At 58.3% G+C, this 19,907-nt stretch carries 19 protein-coding genes; 14 read left to right on the top strand and 5 right to left on the bottom strand.

Annotation, left to right across the window (positions count from 1 at the left end; translation table 11 throughout):
• The first annotated feature begins 9 nt into the window (after nt 1-9).
• The 4 genes from ACR0E2_RS01820 to ACR0E2_RS01805 all read left to right on the top strand — a co-directional run bounded on the left by ACR0E2_RS01820 (nt 10) and on the right by ACR0E2_RS01805 (nt 5,020).
• The gene (locus ACR0E2_RS01820) at nt 10-609 is read left to right on the top strand and encodes a nucleotidyltransferase family protein (protein WP_480444910.1); all 600 of its coding nucleotides are present in this window, start codon (nt 10-12) and stop codon (nt 607-609) included.
• 750 nt (nt 610-1,359) lie between these two features.
• The gene (locus ACR0E2_RS01815; RefSeq protein WP_152457755.1) at nt 1,360-2,796 is read left to right on the top strand and encodes a DegQ family serine endoprotease; all 1,437 of its coding nucleotides are present in this window, start codon (nt 1,360-1,362) and stop codon (nt 2,794-2,796) included.
• A 180-nt stretch (nt 2,797-2,976) separates the two neighbouring features.
• A complete protein-coding gene (locus ACR0E2_RS01810) occupies nt 2,977-3,657 on the top strand; it encodes a response regulator transcription factor (protein ID WP_152457754.1) in 681 nt (226 codons plus the stop codon).
• Nucleotides 3,650-5,020: an ATP-binding protein gene (locus ACR0E2_RS01805; RefSeq protein WP_171116302.1), complete on the top strand. Its 1,371-nt coding sequence runs from the start codon at nt 3,650-3,652 to the stop codon at nt 5,018-5,020. The genes ACR0E2_RS01810 and ACR0E2_RS01805 overlap by 8 nt, the downstream gene beginning before the upstream one ends.
• On the opposite strand, the gene ACR0E2_RS01800 is transcribed toward ACR0E2_RS01805, so the two are convergent.
• From ACR0E2_RS01800 to ACR0E2_RS01790, 3 genes are read right to left on the bottom strand one after another with little or no spacing between them, the layout of a single operon-like run.
• Nucleotides 5,017-5,484 carry a CYTH domain-containing protein gene (locus tag ACR0E2_RS01800; RefSeq protein WP_480444908.1) on the bottom strand — a complete coding sequence of 156 codons (468 nt, stop codon included), beginning with the start codon at nt 5,482-5,484 and terminating at the stop codon, nt 5,017-5,019. The genes ACR0E2_RS01805 and ACR0E2_RS01800 overlap by 4 nt on opposite strands.
• On the bottom strand, nt 5,481-6,236 hold the full coding sequence (locus ACR0E2_RS01795; protein ID WP_480444906.1) for a ParA family protein: 756 nt from the start codon (nt 6,234-6,236) through the stop codon (nt 5,481-5,483). The genes ACR0E2_RS01800 and ACR0E2_RS01795 overlap by 4 nt, the downstream gene beginning before the upstream one ends.
• 3 nt (nt 6,237-6,239) lie before the next feature.
• Entirely contained in the window at nt 6,240-7,760 is a 1,521-nt protein-coding gene (locus ACR0E2_RS01790; protein ID WP_480444905.1) for a CHAD domain-containing protein, read from the bottom strand.
• 305 nt (nt 7,761-8,065) lie between these two features.
• On the opposite strand from ACR0E2_RS01790, the gene ACR0E2_RS01785 reads away from it, so the two are divergent.
• Nucleotides 8,066-8,413, top strand: coding sequence for a TfoX/Sxy family protein (locus ACR0E2_RS01785; RefSeq protein WP_480444903.1), 348 nt, complete (start codon nt 8,066-8,068; stop codon nt 8,411-8,413).
• Nucleotides 8,414-8,468: 55 nt separating this feature from the next.
• On the opposite strand, the gene ndk is transcribed toward ACR0E2_RS01785, so the two are convergent.
• Both ndk and ACR0E2_RS01775 read right to left on the bottom strand, forming a co-directional pair.
• Nucleotides 8,469-8,891: a nucleoside-diphosphate kinase gene (gene ndk, locus ACR0E2_RS01780; RefSeq protein ID WP_068334875.1), complete on the bottom strand. Its 423-nt coding sequence runs from the start codon at nt 8,889-8,891 to the stop codon at nt 8,469-8,471.
• 114 nt (nt 8,892-9,005) lie between these two features.
• Entirely contained in the window at nt 9,006-10,208 is a 1,203-nt protein-coding gene (locus ACR0E2_RS01775; RefSeq protein WP_480444902.1) for a multidrug effflux MFS transporter, read from the bottom strand.
• Nucleotides 10,209-10,314: 106 nt separating this feature from the next.
• On the opposite strand from ACR0E2_RS01775, the gene ACR0E2_RS01770 reads away from it, so the two are divergent.
• From ACR0E2_RS01770 to metG, 9 genes are all read left to right on the top strand, one after another.
• Nucleotides 10,315-12,165 carry an ABC-F family ATP-binding cassette domain-containing protein gene (locus ACR0E2_RS01770; RefSeq protein ID WP_480444900.1) on the top strand — a complete coding sequence of 617 codons (1,851 nt, stop codon included), beginning with the start codon at nt 10,315-10,317 and terminating at the stop codon, nt 12,163-12,165.
• On the top strand, nt 12,162-12,551 hold the full coding sequence (locus ACR0E2_RS01765; protein WP_480444898.1) for an ACT domain-containing protein: 390 nt from the start codon (nt 12,162-12,164) through the stop codon (nt 12,549-12,551). The genes ACR0E2_RS01770 and ACR0E2_RS01765 overlap by 4 nt, the downstream gene beginning before the upstream one ends.
• A gap of 2 nt (nt 12,552-12,553) precedes the next feature.
• A complete protein-coding gene (locus tag ACR0E2_RS01760; protein WP_152457746.1) occupies nt 12,554-13,171 on the top strand; it encodes a MarC family protein in 618 nt (205 codons plus the stop codon).
• 42 nt (nt 13,172-13,213) lie between these two features.
• Complete coding sequence (locus ACR0E2_RS01755; protein WP_171228594.1) at nt 13,214-13,795, top strand: TIGR02281 family clan AA aspartic protease; 582 nt, start codon at nt 13,214-13,216, stop codon at nt 13,793-13,795.
• 48 nt (nt 13,796-13,843) lie between these two features.
• Nucleotides 13,844-14,464 (top strand): ImuA family protein, encoded by a 621-nt coding sequence (locus ACR0E2_RS01750; RefSeq protein WP_171228593.1) that lies wholly within the window; start codon nt 13,844-13,846, stop codon nt 14,462-14,464.
• Between the two features lie 62 nt (nt 14,465-14,526).
• Nucleotides 14,527-15,741: an MFS transporter gene (locus ACR0E2_RS01745; protein ID WP_480444897.1), complete on the top strand. Its 1,215-nt coding sequence runs from the start codon at nt 14,527-14,529 to the stop codon at nt 15,739-15,741.
• Nucleotides 15,738-16,334, top strand: a complete 597-nt coding sequence (locus ACR0E2_RS01740; protein ID WP_480444896.1) for a YceI family protein — start codon at nt 15,738-15,740, stop codon at nt 16,332-16,334. Before ACR0E2_RS01745 ends, ACR0E2_RS01740 begins: the two co-directional genes overlap by 4 nt.
• Nucleotides 16,335-16,414: 80 nt before the next feature.
• Nucleotides 16,415-17,635 carry an MFS transporter gene (locus tag ACR0E2_RS01735; RefSeq protein ID WP_171231784.1) on the top strand — a complete coding sequence of 407 codons (1,221 nt, stop codon included), beginning with the start codon at nt 16,415-16,417 and terminating at the stop codon, nt 17,633-17,635.
• Nucleotides 17,636-17,925: 290 nt separating this feature from the next.
• Nucleotides 17,926-19,671 carry a methionine--tRNA ligase gene (gene metG, locus ACR0E2_RS01730; protein ID WP_480444895.1) on the top strand — a complete coding sequence of 582 codons (1,746 nt, stop codon included), beginning with the start codon at nt 17,926-17,928 and terminating at the stop codon, nt 19,669-19,671.
• The last annotated feature ends 236 nt before the right edge of the window (nt 19,672-19,907 follow it).

The following is a 19,907-nucleotide window of genomic DNA, read 5'->3' as shown; positions in this document are numbered from 1 at the left end:
TGTACCGAAATGACTGAAATACCCATTATCCTTCTGGCAGCGGGTCAATCCAGCCGCATGGGCGGCATCGACAAATTGATGCAGCCGATCAACGGTATTCCGTTACTAGCCCGCTCGGCAAGCACAGCTTGCGCCGTGGGTCCTGTGATTGTCGCCCTGCCCCCTGAACCAAATCCCAGATATGGCGCACTTGATGGCATGGATGTTCAGATCGTTCCGGTCCGGGATGCGGCAGAAGGCATGAACGCCAGTTTGCGCGCCGCGATCCAAAAACTGCCGCCGGATGCACCCGCCGCGATGGTTTTGCTGGCAGATCTGCCCGATCTGACCGAAGCTGACCTGGCAACAATCCTGAAAGCGCGACAATCCCATCCCGACAACCTGATCTGGCGTGGTACGACCGAGGATGGAAAGCCCGGCCATCCGGTTGTGTTTGACAGATCCCTTTTTAGTCAACTGTCACAGTTGCAGGGGGACGACGGTGCCCAGGAGATCGTGCGGAAGCATAAAGACTTTGTTCATCTGCATCCGCTGCCTGGCCGAAACGCACTTTTGGATCTGGATACCTTGGATGACTGGAAGGACTGGCACAAAAAACATGCCCCCTGAACAAACACGGCCCGGTCTTATCGACCGGGCCGGTGCCCAAAACAGGACTACCACTTTGCTCAATCTCCAAAGTGTGGCCAGTGTGCTTTCAGAAACACTCCGACTCCCAAACAGCCAAACCTAAACAAGACCCCCTCGTTAACACGCCGCTATCACTTTTGGTGATCGAGTTAGCCGCCAGCGCCCCCTAGCGCTTTTGGCTCCCCTCACTTGGGCACCTTCATCCTCACTTATCCGATCGCTCGAAACAACGTAAAATTGGAAGGAATGGTTAATTTGGGTCTTCTACGAATGGCTTTTACGCAACATCGCGCGAGACTAGGATCAACTTAAAGGAGACTCTTCAAATTCTGAAAGGGTAGCGATTCGTGATTAAGCGCAAACTTATTCACCGATATCCGCACTCGATAAGATTTTTAGTGTGTCAAGCCACGCCTCACACAGACCCACCCACAACCATTGGAAGAGCAGCTTTTTTCTCCATCATTCGGAAGGATGATTGTCAACAAAACAAAACAAATTCAATATTTTTGAAAGTTTGACGCCATTTTTAGCAACAATCCTCCGATTCGCTCTGGTGCGGATCGGTGAAATTCCGCGAATCCCGATCGACGTCGACCGCAACCCAACACCGGCTTTGTGGCAAAATTAAGATTTATTAATTGATCAGTCAGGAAACGCCAATTCTGAGCAGGCATCTGTTGTCTCAACGCGCAGCCGCAACTGCGCGACGATAATCAGGAGACACAAATGAGCATCCGCAAATCCTCGCTTCTACTTCCCCGCACTTCCAACTGGGTGGGTGTCAGCGCGCTCGGCGCGGCCCTACTGGCAACGACGGCTATACCGTCCATGGCGGACGAGGCATTGGCCGATCTGGTTGAGACCGTTTCACCCTCGGTCGTAACCATCATCGCTGAACAAGATACAGCGCCGACCCCAACCCAGGGGCAAAACTTTGACTTCGAAGGACACCCTTTTGGTGAATTCTTCAAACGCTTCGGCGGCCCCGAAGGGTTCAACATGCCGCAACGCGGCCCGTCTCAGGGCCTGGGTTCGGGATTTGTTCTGGACGAAGCCGGATACATTGTCACCAATCACCATGTCGTCGACAATGCCTCGACCGTGACCGTAAGGCTCAGCGATGACCGTACCTTCGAAGCCGAAGTGGTCGGAACGGACCCGTTGACGGATATCGCGGTTCTGAAAATCGACGCAGGAACTGACCTGCAAGCCGTGGAGCTTGGCGACAGTGACGAGATCCGCGTAGGTGAAGATGTGGTCGCCATCGGCAACCCCTTCGGCCTGAGCTCGACCGTGACCACAGGCATCGTTTCGGCAAAAGGCCGCAACATCTCGGAAGGCCCTTATGCCGAGTTCATCCAGACAGATGCAGCGATCAACAAAGGCAACTCGGGCGGTCCCCTGTTCAACATGGATGGCGAAGTGGTCGGTGTGAACTCGGCCATCTATTCACCCAGCGGTGGTTCTGTGGGGCTTGGATTTGCCGTCACGTCGAACATCGTTGAACACATCGCGGCCGATCTGCGGGATGACGGACAGGTGAGCCGCGGCTGGCTGGGCGTGTCGATCCAGAACGTAAGCCCACAACTTGCGGCAGCGTTGGGAATCGAGGCTTCCTCGGGTGCGCTGGTGTCTGACGTGGTTGCCGGCAGCCCGGCAGACGGCGCCCTGAAGCAGGGAGACGTTATCCTGAGCTTTAACGACGATGCCGTGGAGTCCAGCGGTGACCTTCCCATCCTTGTGGGCACGACCAAGGTCGGCACCGACAGCACTCTGACCGTTTTGCGTGACGGCAAGATGGAAACTGTGACCTTGACGGTTGGCCAGCATCAGGCCGCATCGGCCGAGGCCGACAAACCGGTCGAGGCGGAAGTTGCGGGAACAACACTGGGTGTGACCGTGGCCCCCCTGACCGAAGCGGTTCGGGCAGAAAATGGTGTTGCTGAAACCGTCGAGGGCGTTGTCGTCACCGACCTGAAGCCCGACAGCCCAGCGGCAAAGGCCGGCCTGCAACGCGGCGATGTGATCGTCAAGCTCGGCAATCAGGACACTGTCACTCCGGATGCTTTGAAGGCTGCGCTGGACAGTGAAAAAACCGATCCTGCCCTGGTGCTGATCAATCGTGGCGGCAGCCAGATTTTTGTCGCGGTCGAACTGGCCTGACCTTGAACATGCGTGCGCCGCTTGATGGGGATTTTCGGCGCACGCTTCACCCGGCGGATCAGAGTTGTCCACTATCCGCCGGGATTGCCGGGTGCCGGCCCAGCACCCGGCAAGAACTTCTTCTAACCATATGCTTTAGTTAAAATTTGTGTTTAAATATCAAAAGAAAGGATCCCGACCATGAGCCGCCGTCTGTTGATCGTCGAAGATGATGCTGACACCAGGGACTTCATCGCCAAAGGTTTTGGCGAAGAGGGGTATGTGGTCGAAACCGCTGCTGACGGTCGTGAGGGGTTGTACCATGCCACGGACGGTGGGTTTGACGCCATTGTTCTTGACAGGATGCTACCCGGTCTGGACGGGCTGTCGCTGATCAAGTCGATGCGGGCCGCCGGTTTGAAAACCCCGGTTTTGATGCTGACGGCGATGAGCGCCGTGGACGAAAGGGTAAAAGGGCTGCGCTCGGGCGCTGACGACTACTTGGTCAAGCCTTTTTCGTTTCAGGAGTTGCACGCCAGAATCGAAGCCCTTTTGCGTCGCCCTCAGGAATCCGAAGAGACGCCGACATTGACTTGCAAAGACCTTCAGATGGATTTGCTGACCCGCAAGGTCACACGCGACGGGCACGAGATCACCCTGACACCGCGTGAGTTTCAGATTCTCGAATTTTTCCTGCGCCGCAAAAACCGCGTGGTGTCGCGCACCATGTTGCTTGAAGGCGTTTGGGATTATCATTTTGACCCAAACACCAACGTCGTGGACGTGCATATTTCGAAGTTGCGGCGCCAATTGGACGAAGGCGGTGACGCGCCATTGATTGAAACCGTCCGCGGAGCGGGTTACATGATGTCCGATGGATAACCTTCGGCTTTCCCTGAACAATTCCCGCACAAGGCTGGTTGCAACCAGCATGTTTCTGAGCACGATTCTGACGGCGTCTGTACTCGCCATCGTCTATGTGACCGCCAATCGAAGCATCGAGGCCGAAACCCGCTCGGTCGTATCAGCCGAGTTGACAGGGCTTGCGGATGAATACGAAAGGCGTGGGCTGATAGGTTTGATCACTGCAATTGAGCGCCGTTTGCCAAGTGCCGCCGAGCGGGACGCGCTGTATCTTTTGACAGACAGGTTGGGGGTTAAACTTGTCGGCAATCTCAAGTCTTGGCCGGTGAACATTGCCGCTGGAAGCGGTTGGGTGGACTTGGAATTGCGCCGGGCCGACAATGATCAGCTTGTGCCGGTTTCAGCTGCATCCATCCGCCTTCCGGGCGGCGAGCGCCTGCTGGTTGGACGGGATGCAGCGTCGCGCCAGCAATTCGACAGGGTTTTGTTTCGCTCGGTTGCGTTGGCGCTTGGGATTGCTTTGGTTCTGAGCGTCATCACCGGCTGGTTGTTCACGCGTTTGGTGTTTTCGCGCCTTTCGGATATCGCCAGCACGGCCGAGAATATCGTTTCAGGCGACCTGTCAAAACGGATGCCGCTGCGCGGAACCGGGGACGAATTCGATCAGGTTTCAGGCACATTGAACAACATGCTTGACCGGATCGAGGAGTTGATAAGCAACCTTCGCACCACCTCGAATTCGATTGCACATGATCTCCGCTCACCTTTGTCTCGTCTGCGGCAAAGGGTCGAGGCCCTCTCTGAACCCGACAAAAGCGACTTGGATCGCGAGATCGACATTGCGCGGGCGACGGGTGAAATCGATCACGTCCTGCGGGTTCTGGGGCAGCTCACCGAAATCTCTCGGGCCGAGGCCGGCCTGGGGCGCGAGCAATTCGAAACCATCGATTTGCAGCAACTTGTTGGTGATGTTGTCGAGCTTTATGACCCGGTCGCCGCCGATCAAGGCGTGCAGCTTGAAGTCAAGGGTTCCGCCCCGGCCATTCAGGGGCACCGGCCGCTTCTGTCGCAAGCTCTTTCCAATCTGTTGGAAAACGCAATGCGTTACGCGCCAGAACATACTGCAATCACGATCTCGATCGGTACTCGCGACGGTTTCACCCAACTGAGCGTCAGGGATCGTGGCCCCGGCGTACCGCCCGAAGAATTGGATCGCCTTCAGCTTCCCTTCGTGACACTTGACCCCGCGCGGACGGAGCGGAATGCGGGTTTGGGCCTGGCTCTGGTGGCCGCAATCTCACATATGCACGGCGGAAAATTTGCCGCCCGGAACTGCGACCCCGGGCTGGAAACCACGATCAATCTGGCACAACTGCGTTAATCCGGAACACCGTATATCGCCATGGTTTTGTTCTTGTATCGCGTGTCGGCGGTGACATCCGCACCGAACCAATCCGGTGGCACGTATCCTTTGGCCTGCTCCTCCGAAGTGAACTCTACCTCGACCAGGCGCAGCGGCGCCAGATCGCCTGAAAAGACGTCCAGCTCGAACAGCAAACCATCCGGCAAATGGCCGGTGTAGCGCTCTTTTTCAACCCTGCGCCCTTCGGTTTCCGGCCAGAAGGTTTCGAACTGATCCGCGGTGATCTCTGCCTCTCGTTCTACCCGGACCAGGCCACCGACCCCTTTCAAGGTCAGGAAATACGCATCGTTCTTTTGCCTCAGCCGAAGCTCGGTGGAATCGTCGGGGGCCGTCAGATAACCCTGTCTTACGACGGCTTTTTTCGCTTTGCTCAGGTCCGGCAGGCTTGGAACCAGAAACTTGCGCTCGATTTCCTTGCTCATTGGTTCGAAATCACTCCGTTTTCCAGCTCTTCGAACAGCGCCCTGTAAGACGCACAGGCCGCACTGCGCCCGGCATAGGTGCAGACCGGGGCACGATACTGACCCATCTTTTCAATATCCGCAGCGAAAGGAACCACCGCCTGCAAAAACCGTTTCGGATACAGCTTGCGCATCGCCTTCATGGTTTCCTGATGCAAAACCTTCCGGTGTTGCACCATCGAAAAAAAGGCGCGCAGCTTCTTCTTGCGCAGCTTGTGTTGTTCAAAAAAGCTTACCAGCTGATCGAAACTCCGCTCGGACAGGGTTGTCGGCATGACCGGCACGACGATTTCATCGGCAGCTTTGAAGACATTCTCGGACAAAGTTGAAAAGTTGGGCGGGCAATCCAGAATGATCACGTCATAGTCGCTGCCCGCGGCCATCAAAGCTTTTTTCAGCCGCGAGCGTTTGTTCCGCATCCGCGACAGGAACACGTCGAAGTCGCGAAAGGTCAGGTTCGCCGGCAGCACGTCCAGCCCTTCGAAATCACTGGCCCGGATCGCCTTGATAAACCGCCCCACATCCTCGAAAAACCGCGCATCCTTCAGTTTTTTTGATGGCTTCACCCGAAAGTAGAACCCTGAAGCGCCCTGGGGGTCGAGATCACACAACAGCACCTGTTGCCCCGCCTGCGCATAGGAATAAGCCAGGTTCACCGAAGTGGCGGTTTTGCCAACACCGCCCTTGTTGCTGAAACAGGCAATGATCTTCATTCCTCACTCCTTTTGTCGGTGAAACAAGTTCTGAAACAGGTGCCGGGTATCTGGACCGTCAAACTTCTGAAAGCTGGCAATCACGCGGCTCCGCTCGGCCTTTTGGCGCTGATCCAGAACCGCAATCAATCCCCCAACGGCCAAGCCCATCCGCGCATCCACATGGCCCCGCGTGTCGCTGTGCTGCGCGACAAAGGCCAGCAAGGAGTTTTGCTGAACAGCGCAGTCGTTGAACACGCCCAGATTGTCCTGGAGCTTTTTCAATGGCTTGATGATGTTCTTGAAGCTCTTTTCATCGAACAGAGGCCCAAAAAACTCCATCAGATAGCGCAGTTTCTTGCAATCGATACGAAGGTCATGCACGGTTTCGTCCGGAGTTTCGTCGGTGATACCGTGTGCGATTTTGCAGACCTTGCGATACCGTTTCCAGATCAATGTGCACGCGTATTCATGTGCTGCCCGTTTCGCGTTTGATCCGGGCGTCAGGTGATCCGTTCCGTTGAACATCGCCGTCAGATCGGACATACGGGCGTCGTATTCGTCACTGCGCAACCGGCGGGACAAGCGTGACAGTTCCTTGGCGCGCTCCTTCTCGAAAAGGTCGAACATCTCTTGCAGGCCCGCGTGAAGACTGGGCGGTACAAGACTGAAGTATTTATCTTTTTCCAGAAGGTAGACATCCAGATCACGCAAACGTCCGGTGGCGGCCATGAGATCGGAAAAGACACGCTTCAATTGCACTGTCTGCGCGTCTGAAAAAACGTCTTTGAACAGGCTGATCACGGATCGGACCTTTCGCAATGACACCCGGTAATCATGCAGAAACTCTGTGTCGATATCGGCTATCACCCCATATTCGTTTTGCCGGGCAACTTGCAGATATGTTTGAATGATATCTGCCGCGACCTGAACAGATGGCTCAGCTTTTCCCAACTCGATCTCTGGCTTGGCGCGATAGGCGGCCATGCCCGGGAAAAGTCCGGCACAAAGCGCTTCGACACCTGGCCCACCCCCGGACAAGGCGGAAATCGCGGTGTTCACCTTTTGAAATTCTTGATCATACCCCCGCAGCCGCTGAAGCTGAACGATTGCTGCCTGACCCGTCTGCGAAGACAGGCACCAAGCCGTTCCCCTGACCAGCGTTTTCTCCAGCTCGTCCAATACGGCCAGGGGTTTCGTCTGAACCTCTCCGGTTCCGATCTGCATCAGCGCACGCAGTTTGGGGAAACCCTTCAAAGCCGCTTTCACCGGACCCTGCGGCAGGTCTTGCACAAACCGCCCCTGCCCCTTGCAACGTTGAGACAGCGGCGCACGGCCATTGTGGAAAAGCCACAGTGTTTCTGCGACCTCAACCAGAACACGACCCGAATTCCGCAACGATTGATCGTGGCAATCCAAAAGCACGAAAGATCTCGATTCCGTTGGTGAGTCGATCCTGATCGTGAACCCGGGAATGAGCTTTTCAACACGCGTTTTGTCAATGGATTGGGACAGAATGCACTGAACACCTGAAGGTTCGGTCATGATCCACCAACCCGGGGTGTTTTCAGGTGTTCATTGACACTTGTCTCAACGATCTTCTGCACGCTGGTTCCTTCTTCGACGGTTCTGATCCTTCATCACGTTCAGCGTATTCGGCTTCAACCTTGGCCAGGAGCTTGTCCGGCCCTGGACCGACCCGCGTTTGGTATCTTTTGGCTTTTGAAACCCGGACCGCCGAGGCAGCATGACTTCATGAGAGCGGAAACACCAGAAGACAGCAAGACATTATGTTTTGCCAACGCGCAAACATGGGTGACAGAACCCAGAGGTGCAATTAAGACAGGCTCATGAGCGATCCAGTTTCTTCGATCCGCAACCTTGGACCGGCTTTCGAGCAGGCCTGCGCGCGCGCCGGCATCCACTCGGCTGAAGACCTGCGACAGCTGGGACCGGATGAAGCCTATGCCCGGCTTTTGCGGGCTGGTACCAAAGCACATTTCATCGGCTACTATGTTTTGGTGATGGGGCTTCAGGGACGCCCCTGGAATGATTGCAAGGGTGAAGAGAAAAAGAAGCTGCGACAGCGTTTCGACGCGATCAAGGCCGGCAACAGCGCCGCGCCGGAAAACCGGATGGTTGCCGATCTGGATGCCATCGGGGTTCGCGTTGCACCCAAAGATCTAAAGCAGGTCTGAACAAAAAAAGGCCGCTCCTGGCAGAGCGGCCCGATCTTTCGGCAAAAAAACCGGCTTAGCCGACCAGTTCGATGCCCGAGAAGAAATATGCGATCTCAACAGCCGCGGTTTCCGGTGCATCCGAACCATGGACCGAGTTTTCGCCAACCGATTCAGCAAATTCCGCGCGGATGGTGCCCGGTGCTGCGTCCGCCGGGTTGGTTGCACCCATGACTTCACGGTTCTTCGCAATGGCACCTTCGCCTTCCAGAACCTGAACAACGACCGGAGCCGACGACATGAATTCGCACAGTTCGTCATAGAACGGACGCTCGGCATGTACTTCGTAGAACTTGCCGGCTTGTTCCTTGGTCATGTGGATGCGCTTCTGTGCAACGATACGCAGCCCGGCTTCTTCGAACTTGGCGTTGATCTTGCCAGTCAGGTTGCGACGCGTTGCGTCGGGTTTGATGATCGAGAATGTACGTTCCAGTGCCATGTCGGCCTCTCCTTACAATGTGGCGCGGGTCCGCGCCGAAATCCATCGCGCGCCGCGTACCACGGTCTTTCGCTCATGAAAAGTGTTATGATGGTTTGCCTGCCGCTTTGGCGCTCAGAATGTATCCGGCAAAGGGTCTACCCGGTCCAGACGCCGAACGTAAAGCACTGCAAGCAAACCTGCAAAACTGCTGGCCCACATCATGCCCAGAACCAGAAACGGCCCGTTTTCAGGGCTGACAAACGCACCCGTCATCGAGGTCAGGATCGCGCCAAGCCCGACCACAATCGCCCCGGACAACCCTGCCGCGCTGCCTGCCAGTTTGGGTCGCACGGACATGACCCCTGCCGAAGCGTTTGCATTGGTCAGTCCATTGCCGAACCCTACGCAGATGGCCGAGCCGAAGAATACCCAGACTGACCCCAGCCCGGCGATGAACAGAAGCAATCCGCAGAATGGCCCGGTCGAAGCCACAACGCGGCCGATCAGGATCATTGTCGTCAGACGTGTCCGTACCGCGATCCGACCAGTAACGAAGTTACCGACCATGAACCCGCCTGTAATGATACCAATCCCAAGTCCCAACATGGCAGGGCTCAGATCAAACCATGCGGCAGCCACCAACGGCGCGCCGGTGATGAAGCTGTAGAACCCACCAATCGAAAACGATGCGCATAAGGCATAGCCCCAGAATCGGCGGGCGCGAAACAGATCGGGATACTCGCGCAATTGGGCTGTAAAAGTTGAAGAGCGGTTCGTATTGGTCTCGCCCATGTCGAACCAAAGCAAAACCAGCAGCCCTGCCCCCAGCACAGTGTAAAGAACAAACCCCGAGCGCCAGCCAAAGAGCATGTCGAGTGTCCCACCCAGCATAGGGCCAAGCATTGGGGCCAAAGCCATGGCCATCGCCACATACCCCAGTTTGCTTGCAGCCTCGTTCGGCGGATACCGATCTCTGATCGATGCGCTGGAAAGAACCGACCCAGCCACCACCGCGGCCTGCAAAAGACGAAAGCCCAGAAAGGTCCAAATGGCCTCGGCCAGAGAGCATCCGATTGAGGCGATGACGAAGATGGTGATGCACATCAATAGTATCGGCCTACGCCCGAAACGATCCGAAAGCGGCCCCATGATCAGTTGCAACACAGCTGAGACCGCCAGATAGCCGGCAACCGACAGGTTGACCAAGCCATAATCCACACCGAAATCCGTACTCATGTGAGCCAAAGACGGCAGGAACATGTTCAGTGACAAAACCGACAGTGCCGTGGCAAAGATAAGAGTGACCAAGTGCGGAGGTGTTCGGGCCGCGCGCATGTGAAAACCGTTCTGAATAGCAAACGACACAGCGCTATCACATTGCTTAAAGCTTGAACATGCCGAGCCGCTGGCGGTGGCAACACAGCTCTGCTAAGAGCGCCCCATGTTACGGATCGAAGACATCACCTATGCCGTTGAAGGTCGCCCGTTGTTTGACGGCGCAACCGCGACGATTCCCGATGGTCACAAGGTTGGCCTTGTCGGTCGGAACGGAACCGGAAAGACCACGCTGTTCCGCCTGATCCGGGGCGAGTTGGCTTTGGAATCGGGTAATATCTCGGTCCCGAAACGCGCTCGGATCGGTGGCGTGGCGCAAGAGGTGCCCTCCTCTGACGTTTCGCTGATCAACACGGTTCTGGCCGCCGATACCGAACGCAGTGCATTGATGGCCGAGGCCGAAACCGCCCAAGACCCGACACGTATCGCTGAAATTCAGACACGTCTGGCCGATATCGACGCCTGGTCCGCCGAGGCCCGCGCGGCTTCGATCCTCAAGGGGTTGGGCTTTGACGACGAAGACCAGCAGCGCCCCTGTTCGGATTTCTCGGGCGGCTGGCGGATGCGCGTTGCGCTGGCGGCGGTGCTGTTTTCTCAGCCCGACCTGCTGCTGCTGGACGAACCGACCAACTATCTGGACCTCGAAGGCGCGCTGTGGCTGGAAAGCTATCTGGCCAAATATCCGCACACGGTGATCATCATCAGCCACGACCGCGGCCTTCTGAACCGCGCCGTGGGGTCGATCCTGCATCTGGAAGACCGCAAGCTGACCTATTACGCCGTGCCCTACGACAAGTTCGCGGAACGCCGTGCGGAACGGCTGGCACAGGCGGAATCGGAAAACGCCAAGGCCAAGGCCCGCATCGCACATCTGCAAAGCTTTGTGGACCGGTTCCGCTACAAGGCGTCGAAGGCCGTTCAGGCCCAGTCGCGCCTGAAGATGATCGAACGCATCCAACTGGTCTCGACCCCGCAAGAGGCCGCCCTGCGCGCCTTCAGCTTTCCGGAACCCGAGGAACTGTCGCCACCGATCATCCAGATCGAAGGCGGCGTCACCGGCTATGGCGAAACCGAAGTGCTGCGCCGCCTGAACCTGCGTATCGATCAGGATGACCGTATCGCGCTGTTGGGCAAGAACGGACAGGGCAAGTCGACCTTGTCCAAGCTGCTTTCCGACCGGCTGCCCCTCATGGCGGGCAAGATGACCCGCAGCAGCAAGCTGCGCATCGGTTACTTTGCGCAGCATCAGGTGGATGAGCTTTACGTGGACGAAACGCCGCTGGACCACCTGCGCCGTCTGCGCCCTGACGAAGCGCCGGGCAAGTGGCGTTCGCGACTGGCCGGTTTCGGGTTGAATGCGGACCAGGCGGAAACCGAGGTCGGGCGTCTGTCGGGCGGACAGAAAGCGCGGCTTTCACTGCTGCTCGCCACGATCGACGCGCCCCATATGCTGATCCTTGACGAGCCGACCAACCACCTTGACATCGAAAGCCGCGAGGCGCTGGTCGAGGCGCTGACGGCCTATTCCGGCGCGGTGGTTCTGGTCAGTCACGACATGCACCTGCTGAGCCTTGTCGCGGATCGACTCTGGCTGGTTTCGGACGGTAGTGTCAAACCTTTCGACGGCGACCTTGAAGCCTATCGGTCCCTGCTGCTGGCGCGCGACAGACCCGTCAGGGAAAAGCCCCGGGCTGTCAAATCGAAACGCCCCCCGCGCGAGACGATACTGGCCTTGCGTGCGGATCTGCGCAAATGCGAGGACCGGATCGAAAAGCTGACGGAAATGCATGACAAGCTTTCGACCAAACTGGCCGATCCGGCGCTGTACGAGGACGACAGGATCAACGACCTGGAAACCTGGAACCGCAAGTTCACCGAAGTCACCGAGGCCATGCAAAAAGCCGAGGCATTGTGGGTCGCGGCCGCCGAACGGCTTGAACAGGCAGAAACCGCATGAGCACGCCCATCACGGACACCAACGCCATGATCGCGGGTATGAATCCCGACTTGCAGCCCGGTGAATTTGCCTTTGTCGTTTGGCCTGAAGTCAAACCCTGGCCAAAGGGCACGCGGGCCAGCTGCGCCGAGACCGAAGGGCTGTCACTTGTCGTCCCGATCGCTGCGGCACCGAAAGATGCCGTCGCGATGCGGTGCATCACGTTGCAGGTTCATTCCTCGCTGGAAGGAGTTGGTTTGACCGCCGCCGTTTCCAGCGCGCTGGCACGGGCCGGCATTCCCGCGAACATGGTCGCGGGGTATCACCACGATCACGTCTATGTCCCATCAGGTTGTTCGCAGGATGCCCTGCGTATCCTGCAAGACCTGCAACGGAGCAGCAGATAACAATGGACAGTGCATTTCTGATTACCGCGTTCACAACGCTTTTCGTGGTCCTTGATCCGCCCGCGCAAACGCCGATCTTCGTGGCGCTGACACAGGGTATGGACTGGCACACGCGCCGGTCCATTGCCATTCGGGCCTGCCTGACGGCGGGTTTCATCCTGGCCCTGTTTGCCGCCTTTGGCGAAGCCCTTCTGGGGTTTGTTGGCATCTCGATGGAAGCGTTCCGCGTTGCAGGAGGTGTCCTGCTATTCCTGACCGCGCTGGATATGCTGTTTGAACGCCGCACCAAGCGACGCGAAAGCAGCGCCGAGGAAGAGGAACACCCGGACCCGTCCGTCTTTCCCCTGGGCATCCCGCTGATTGCAGGCCCCGGATCGATTGCAACGATGATTCTGCTTGCGGGCCAGCAGCCGGGCATTCAGGGCCTTGCTATTGTCATCGGTGTGATGCTGGTTGTGCTGGCAATGGTCTTCGTGATGTATCTGACCTCTGGCGCGGTCGCGCGGGTTTTGGGCAAAACCGGGCTGAACGTGTTGACCCGGCTGCTGGGGATGTTGCTTGCGGCCTTGTCGGTGCAGTTCATTCTCGATGGCCTCAAGGCCTTTGGTTTTGCGTCTTAAACCCCCATATATGTGACGTGCAATTTGAGTGGGGTGAACCCTGTGGACAGCGTCGATATCGGACAACTGGTCTATCTGGTCGTGCTTGGGCTGGCCGTCGCGTTCTGGTTCGTTTCGCAAAACCGCCAGTCCCTGAACAAGACGTTGCAGCAGGTGATGGCCTGGGTGTTCATTTTTGTTGGCGTCATCGCCGTCATCGGCCTGTGGGAAGACATCCGGTCTTCGGTTGGCCCTGCCCCGCAGATGACCGTCACCGGCAACGTGATCGAGGTGCCTCGTGCCTATGATGGTCATTATTACCTTCCGGTTTTGGTGAATGGTGAGCCGATCAACTTTCTTGTCGACACCGGCGCCAGCCAGATCGTTCTCAGCGCCCGGGACGCAGAACGTGTAGGCATCGATCCCGATCAACTGAACTATTTCGGCCGCGCCCTGACCGCCAACGGCGAGGTGCGCACGGCGCCGGTGCGGCTTGACACCCTGACCGCAGGCCCCATTACCGACCAGAACGTATCGGCCTGGGTCAATGAGGGCGAGCTGGACAAGTCGCTTTTGGGGATGGAATATCTGCATCGTTTCTCGAGCGTCCAATTTGCAAATGGCAAGTTGATCCTGTCTCGTTGACGGCCCTGACTACTTGAGAACAAAAGTGGAACATGCTAGCATTCCGGCATGTCCACTCAACTTCTTGGCCACAAAACTGCGCGTCAGGCGCCGGGGGTAAAGCTCCATCCGCAGATCACCCTGGAACTGGGCCGCGTGCACGAGGCATGCGGCCCCGCCCGGCGCAGCTTTGCCATGTGGCTGGCCGGTCAGACGCAAGGGCCGGTCTTGTGGATTTCCCCCGCCTGGGAACCCGGCCAGCTGAACCCCGATGGGATGATGGCCTTTGCCGATCCGGCCCGGTTCATTTTTGTTCATCCCACCCGTGCCGAAGATCTGCTGTGGTGCCTGGAGGAGGCGCTGCGCAGCGGGGCCATTCCGCTGATCATCGGCGACCTGCCCGGCGCACCGGGGCTCACGCCGATACGCCGGATGCATCTGGCTGCCGAACAGGGGGGTGCGATGGGGCGGGCTCCGCTTGGTTTGCTGCTGACACCCGGAGATGGCGGCGCGCAAGGGGTTGAAACGCGCTGGCACATGGCGGCCACCCATCGGGATGAGGCTCGGATCTGGGCTCTGACACGCCGCCGCGCCCGTGCCCTGCCCCCGGTCACATGGCAGGCCACCATGACCGCCGCCCGTGCCGGGTTGCATCTGGAACGGATCGAAACCGAAGACACACCGGCATAAAGCCACACGGATCACGCAAGATGTGACTGGTCAAAACGCGGGCCGCGCCCTAGCGTCACCACATGAGCCATCCGATCCATGACAGCCGCTATTCCTGGCTTCGCCTTCTGATCACGCTCGCCATTGCAACAGTGGCGAATGTGGGCATGTGGGCCGTGATCGTGGTCATGCCCGCAGTCGAAGCCGAATTCGGAGCCGGTCGTGCCGAAGCCTCGATGCCGTACACTCTGGCGATGATCGGCTTTGCCCTGGGCAACATGTGGCTGGGGCAGGTGGTGGACCGGCTGGGCGTTACCAGCGCCCTGATCGGAGCAGCCGTCTTGAGTGCGCTGAGCTATGTGCTGGCAACGCTGGCACCAAGCATAATGTTGCTATCCGCGGCGCATCTCCTGCTGGGGCTGGGCACATCGATTGGGTTTGGCCCGCTGATCGCAGATATCTCACATTGGTTCATGAAACGGCGCGGCATTGCCGTCGCGTTGGTCGCCAGTGGGAATTACCTGTCCGGCGCCATCTGGCCCACCATGCTGTCCGGAATTCTGGCGCGGGATGGATGGCAACAGGTCTATCTGACGCTCGCCGTGCTGACGCTTGTCGTCGTCATTCCCCTGTCGCTGCTGCTACGCCGCAGGGTTCCGGTCGAGGCACACAGCACCGCCGCAGCATCCGCCCAAATCAATGCACGAAGTGTCGGTGTATCACCGCGCGCGCTGCAATATATTCTGGGCTTGGCCGGGATCGGTTGTTGTGTCGCCATGTCGATGCCACAGGTTCATATCGTCTCCTATTGCGTCGGGCTGGGATATGGGCCCGCGGTCGGGGCCGAGATGCTGTCACTGATGTTATTGGGTGGTGTTGTCAGCCGGATCATCTCGGGTTTGTTGGCAGATCGGCTTGGCGGGGTCCTGACGCTTTTGATCGGTTCGCTTCTGCAATGTATCGCATTGTTCCTGTTCCTGCCCTACGATGGAATGGTGTCGCTTTACGCCATCAGCCTGCTCTTTGGTCTGGCACAGGGCGGCATCGTGCCCAGCTATGCGTTGATTGTCCGCGAATACATGCCGCCGCAAGAAGCTGGTGCGCGCGTCGGGTTCGTCATGATGATGACCATTCTTGGCATGGCGCTCGGTGGCTGGATGTCAGGGTGGATATACGACCTCACCGGAAGCTACCAACTGGCGTTCGTGAATGGCATCCTTTGGAACGGTCTGAACATTGCGATCGTTCTGATGCTGCTCAGAAGATCCCGCCCCACACGGGAAGGCGTCATGGCATGACCCTTCTGACCCGCCGCAACCTGCTAGCCGGGCTGGCAACCCTGCCCCTGACCCGGGCGGCACAAGCCGCATTGCGGCCATACATCCTGTCGGATGAAGGCACCCGGGTCGGGTTCACGTTTGATCTTGCGGGGGTGATACAGTCAGGGACGATGCCGATCCGGACCGCCGATGTTCAGATTGACACAGGTCGGCTACAGAACAGCCAGGTCACGGTGACACTGGACGTCAGCAAAGCCAGAACGCGGCTGCCCTTTGCCCGTATGCCCATGCTCAGCCCCAGCGTTTTGGACGCGAAGCAGCACCCAACGATCCGGTTTGTGTCAACGGACATAAAATTGGGCGCGGAAGGGCGGATATCAGATGGCGCTCGGATCACGGGTGATCTGACGGTTCGCGGCGTGACCCGCCCGATCACGTTGGAGGCCAATCTGTACCGGCAGGCAGGAAGCGCAGTGAACGATCTGAGCCGTCTGACCATTGGCCTGAAGGGCGCCCTGAACCGGCACGACTTCGGAGCTTCGGGCTATCCTGACCTGGTTGACGACACTGTCGGCCTGGACATCCGCACCGAGATCATACGCGCGACCTGATCGCCGAACGGCAAAAAACGACTCGCTAAAGTCGAATTGATGCGCGCATTGTGCGGCGACCCTGCCAATCTGAGACCACCATGCGCACGATCATTTCATTTGCCGCCCTGTTTCTTTCGGTCATTCTGCTTCAGCTTTCCACAGGAGGCGTTGGGCCACTCGATGCCATTTCCGGCATCACGCTGGATTTCACGACCGAACAGATCGGTCTTTTGGGGTCTTCGCACTTTCTGGGGTTTTTCATCGGCTGCTGGTGGGCGCCACGTCTGATGGGCAATGTCGGTCATTCGCGCGCATTTGCAGTTTGCACCGCGTTGGGCGCGATGGGCCTCATCGGACATACGCTGACCGAAAACCCATATATCTGGGCCGCCCTTCGTGTGGCCTCGGGCACCTGTGTCGCAGGCGCATACACGGTGATCGAGGCCTGGCTGAACGCGAAGGTCACCAATGAAACCCGAGGGCGTGCAATGGGAACGTACCGGATCGCGGATATGGGCGCGTCCCTGTGCGCCCAGTTGATTATCGCCGTTCTGCCCCCGGCCTCTTACGTCTCGTATAACCTGCTGGCGATCCTTTGCTGTGCGTCACTGCTGCCGCTGACGCTGACCAAAGCAAGCCAACCCAAAACACCTGACGCGCCCCGACTGAAACCCGGGCTGGCTTGGCGCAGCTCACCCTTAGCCGTGGCTGGCGTGATCGTGGCCGCGCTCAGCTCGGCCTCGTTCCGAATGGTGGGACCGGTTTACGGGCAAGAGGTCGGACTTGGCGTCGATCAGATCGCATTCTTCCTGGCCTCTTTCGTATTGGGTGGTGCGCTTGCTCAATACCCCGTTGGCTGGCTGGCTGATAAATATGACCGGCGCTGGGTGCTGATCTGGCTGTCGGCTGCCGCGGTACTCAGCTGCGGCGTCACCATGGCAGCCAGCGGCACCGGAACGATCGGGGTCATGTCGGCGGCCGTGTTCTTCGGCCTGACAACCTTTCCGATCTTCTCGGTCTCATCCGCCCACGCAAACGACTTTGCCACGGCCGAGGAACGGGTGGAACTCTCGGCTGCCTTGATGTTCTGGTTTGCCTTGGGGGCAATTGCATCGCCCTACATAACCTCGACCCTGATCCAGCAATTTGGCCCGGGTGCCCTCTTTGCCTTCGTGGCGTTCGGGCATGTCTTCCTGATCGTGTTTGGTCTGGCGCGGATGCGGTCACGCCCAACCCCCGAAGAGCGCACGAATTATGTTTACGCCCCGCGCACCTCATTCACGATTGGTCGCCTTCTGAAACGGTCGCGGGAAGAGTGAAAAACTGGGCACCCCCGCTGTTCTTTGAATGTCTTTTGTGATCACCCTGGCCTTTTCGGTCGGTTCGGTATGGAACAAGGACGGGGCACTGCGACTCGGATTCAAGGCGTTGGAGTCCCTCTGCTTGCCCCAAAGCTCTGGACATGTCCCCGGAACGCGATCCAGATCGTTGCGGCATCACGATTTTCGTTGCCTTCGGGGTCTAAATCGACAAGCAGGCCAAAGCCGGGCTTTTGCTGGGCGATCACATCATGTAGACGGGCGCGCAGACAGTTACGCGGAAACGGATCATGGCTCGGATTCTCATCACCTCGGCGATCCCCTACATCAACGGGATCAAACACCTCGGCAATCTGATCGGCTCGCAATTACCGGCTGATTTGTACGCGCGTTACCAGCGTGGCCGGAGGAACGAGGTCATGTTCCTTTGCGCCACGGATGAACACGGCACACCCGCCGAGCTGGCCGCCGCCAAGGCTGGCAAGCCGGTGGCGGAGTATTGCGCCGACATGTATGCGATTCAGGCCGATATCGCCAACCGGTTTGGCCTCAGCTTCGATCACTTCGGCCGTTCGTCCAGCGAGCAGAACAAGCGCCTGACCCAGCATTTTGCGGGCAAGCTGGATGACGCGGGCCTGATCCGCGAAGTCAGCGAGAAACAGGTGTATTCCAACGCCGATGGTCGCTTTCTGCCTGACCGCTATATCGAAGGCACCTGCCCCAATTGCGGCTATGATCGCGCGCGCGGCGACCAGTGCGAAAACTGCACCAAACAGCTGGATCCGACGGACCTGATCGAGCCGCGCTCGGCCATTTCCGGATCCACCGACCTGGAAGTGCGCGAGACCAAGCACCTGTATCTGCGTCAATCCGCGATGAAGGACAAGCTGGATGCGTGGATCGACAGCAAGACGGACTGGCCGGTCCTGACCACTTCGATTGCCAAGAAGTGGCTGCATGACGGCGACGGCTTGCAGGACCGTGGCATTACCCGCGATCTGGACTGGGGTGTACCGGTCAAGAAAGGCGATCAGGATTGGCCTGGGATGGAAGGCAAGGTCTTTTACGTCTGGTTCGACGCCCCCATCGAATACATCGCCTGCGCCAAGGAATGGGCGGATGCCAACGGCAGGACCGATGCGGATTGGGAACGCTGGTGGCGCATCGACAGGGGCGCGGACGACGTGCGCTATGTCCAGTTCATGGGCAAGGACAACGTGCCGTTCCATACGCTGTCCTTCCCGGCCACCATCCTGGGCACCAACGCGCACAATGAAGAGACCGGATCACCCGAACGCTGGAAGCTGGTGGATTACATCAAGTCGTTCAACTACCTGAATTATGACGGCGGCCAGTTTTCGACCAGCCAGGGCCGTGGCGTGTTCATGGATCAGGCGCTGGACATTCTGCCTGCCGATTACTGGCGCTGGTGGCTGCTGAGCCATGCGCCCGAAAGCAGCGACAGCGAATTCACCTGGGAGAACTTCCAGCAATCGGTGAACAAGGACCTTGCAGACGTTCTGGGCAACTTTGTCAGCCGGATCACCAAATTCTGCCGCTCGAAATTTGCTGAGACCGTGCCCGAAGGTGGACAGTTCGGCCCCCGCGAGCAGGCCTTGATCGAAGAGCTCACCAAACGCGTCCGCGCCTATGAAGGCCATATGGAGGCGATGGAGGTTCGCAAATCCGCGCAGGAGCTGCGGGCAATCTGGGTCGCAGGAAATGAATATCTACAGGCCGCGGCTCCGTGGTCCACATTTAAAGAAGACCCGGAGCAGGCCGCTGCGCAGGTACGTCTTGGCCTGAATCTGATCCGGCTTTACGCCGTTCTCAGCGCACCGTTCATCCCCGACACCTCGGCCCGCATGCTGAGCGCGATGAACACGCTGGATACCAGCTGGCCCGATGATGTTGCCACCGCGCTGAACGCCTTGCCGTCCGGTCACGATTTTACCGTGCCAGACGTTCTGTTCGCCAAGATAACGGATGAACAGCGCGAAGAATGGCAGGACAGGTTCGCGGGAACCCGCGACTGATCGGTCCGGCGCATTGGACGCAGGGGGGCTCGTTTCGGGCCCCTCTTGTTTGGGCCCCACGGCCACGTCAGGGCCTAAGCCAGCATAGTTGCTTGAACTTTTGACCTCCGCCCCGACCGGGGCGGGACTCATCACGCTTGAGATATCGGCGCAAAAAAGTCATCCTGAGATCAGGTTCCTCCGACTCGCGTCGCCGTGGCGACTGGGTCGGTATCTTTTGTTTCCGCATCGAACGA

It is taken from the genome of Ruegeria sp. A4 (assembly GCF_056543025.1).
Note: the sequence above shows the minus strand (reverse complement) of the source record. Positions and strands in the feature narration are given on the sequence as shown.

Coding starts and splice junctions, on each gene's coding strand:
- ACR0E2_RS01820 (WP_480444910.1), top strand. CDS start 10: ATGACTGAAATACCCATTATCCTTCTGGCAGCGGGTCAATCCAGCCGC.
- ACR0E2_RS01815 (WP_152457755.1), top strand. CDS start 1,360: ATGAGCATCCGCAAATCCTCGCTTCTACTTCCCCGCACTTCCAACTGG.
- ACR0E2_RS01810 (WP_152457754.1), top strand. CDS start 2,977: ATGAGCCGCCGTCTGTTGATCGTCGAAGATGATGCTGACACCAGGGAC.
- ACR0E2_RS01805 (WP_171116302.1), top strand. CDS start 3,650: ATGGATAACCTTCGGCTTTCCCTGAACAATTCCCGCACAAGGCTGGTT.
- ACR0E2_RS01800 (WP_480444908.1), bottom strand. CDS start 5,484: ATGAGCAAGGAAATCGAGCGCAAGTTTCTGGTTCCAAGCCTGCCGGAC.
- ACR0E2_RS01795 (WP_480444906.1), bottom strand. CDS start 6,236: ATGAAGATCATTGCCTGTTTCAGCAACAAGGGCGGTGTTGGCAAAACC.
- ACR0E2_RS01790 (WP_480444905.1), bottom strand. CDS start 7,760: ATGACCGAACCTTCAGGTGTTCAGTGCATTCTGTCCCAATCCATTGAC.
- ACR0E2_RS01785 (WP_480444903.1), top strand. CDS start 8,066: ATGAGCGATCCAGTTTCTTCGATCCGCAACCTTGGACCGGCTTTCGAG.
- ndk (WP_068334875.1), bottom strand. CDS start 8,891: ATGGCACTGGAACGTACATTCTCGATCATCAAACCCGACGCAACGCGT.
- ACR0E2_RS01775 (WP_480444902.1), bottom strand. CDS start 10,208: ATGCGCGCGGCCCGAACACCTCCGCACTTGGTCACTCTTATCTTTGCC.
- ACR0E2_RS01770 (WP_480444900.1), top strand. CDS start 10,315: ATGTTACGGATCGAAGACATCACCTATGCCGTTGAAGGTCGCCCGTTG.
- ACR0E2_RS01765 (WP_480444898.1), top strand. CDS start 12,162: ATGAGCACGCCCATCACGGACACCAACGCCATGATCGCGGGTATGAAT.
- ACR0E2_RS01760 (WP_152457746.1), top strand. CDS start 12,554: ATGGACAGTGCATTTCTGATTACCGCGTTCACAACGCTTTTCGTGGTC.
- ACR0E2_RS01750 (WP_171228593.1), top strand. CDS start 13,844: ATGTCCACTCAACTTCTTGGCCACAAAACTGCGCGTCAGGCGCCGGGG.
- ACR0E2_RS01745 (WP_480444897.1), top strand. CDS start 14,527: ATGAGCCATCCGATCCATGACAGCCGCTATTCCTGGCTTCGCCTTCTG.
- ACR0E2_RS01740 (WP_480444896.1), top strand. CDS start 15,738: ATGACCCTTCTGACCCGCCGCAACCTGCTAGCCGGGCTGGCAACCCTG.
- ACR0E2_RS01735 (WP_171231784.1), top strand. CDS start 16,415: ATGCGCACGATCATTTCATTTGCCGCCCTGTTTCTTTCGGTCATTCTG.
- metG (WP_480444895.1), top strand. CDS start 17,926: ATGGCTCGGATTCTCATCACCTCGGCGATCCCCTACATCAACGGGATC.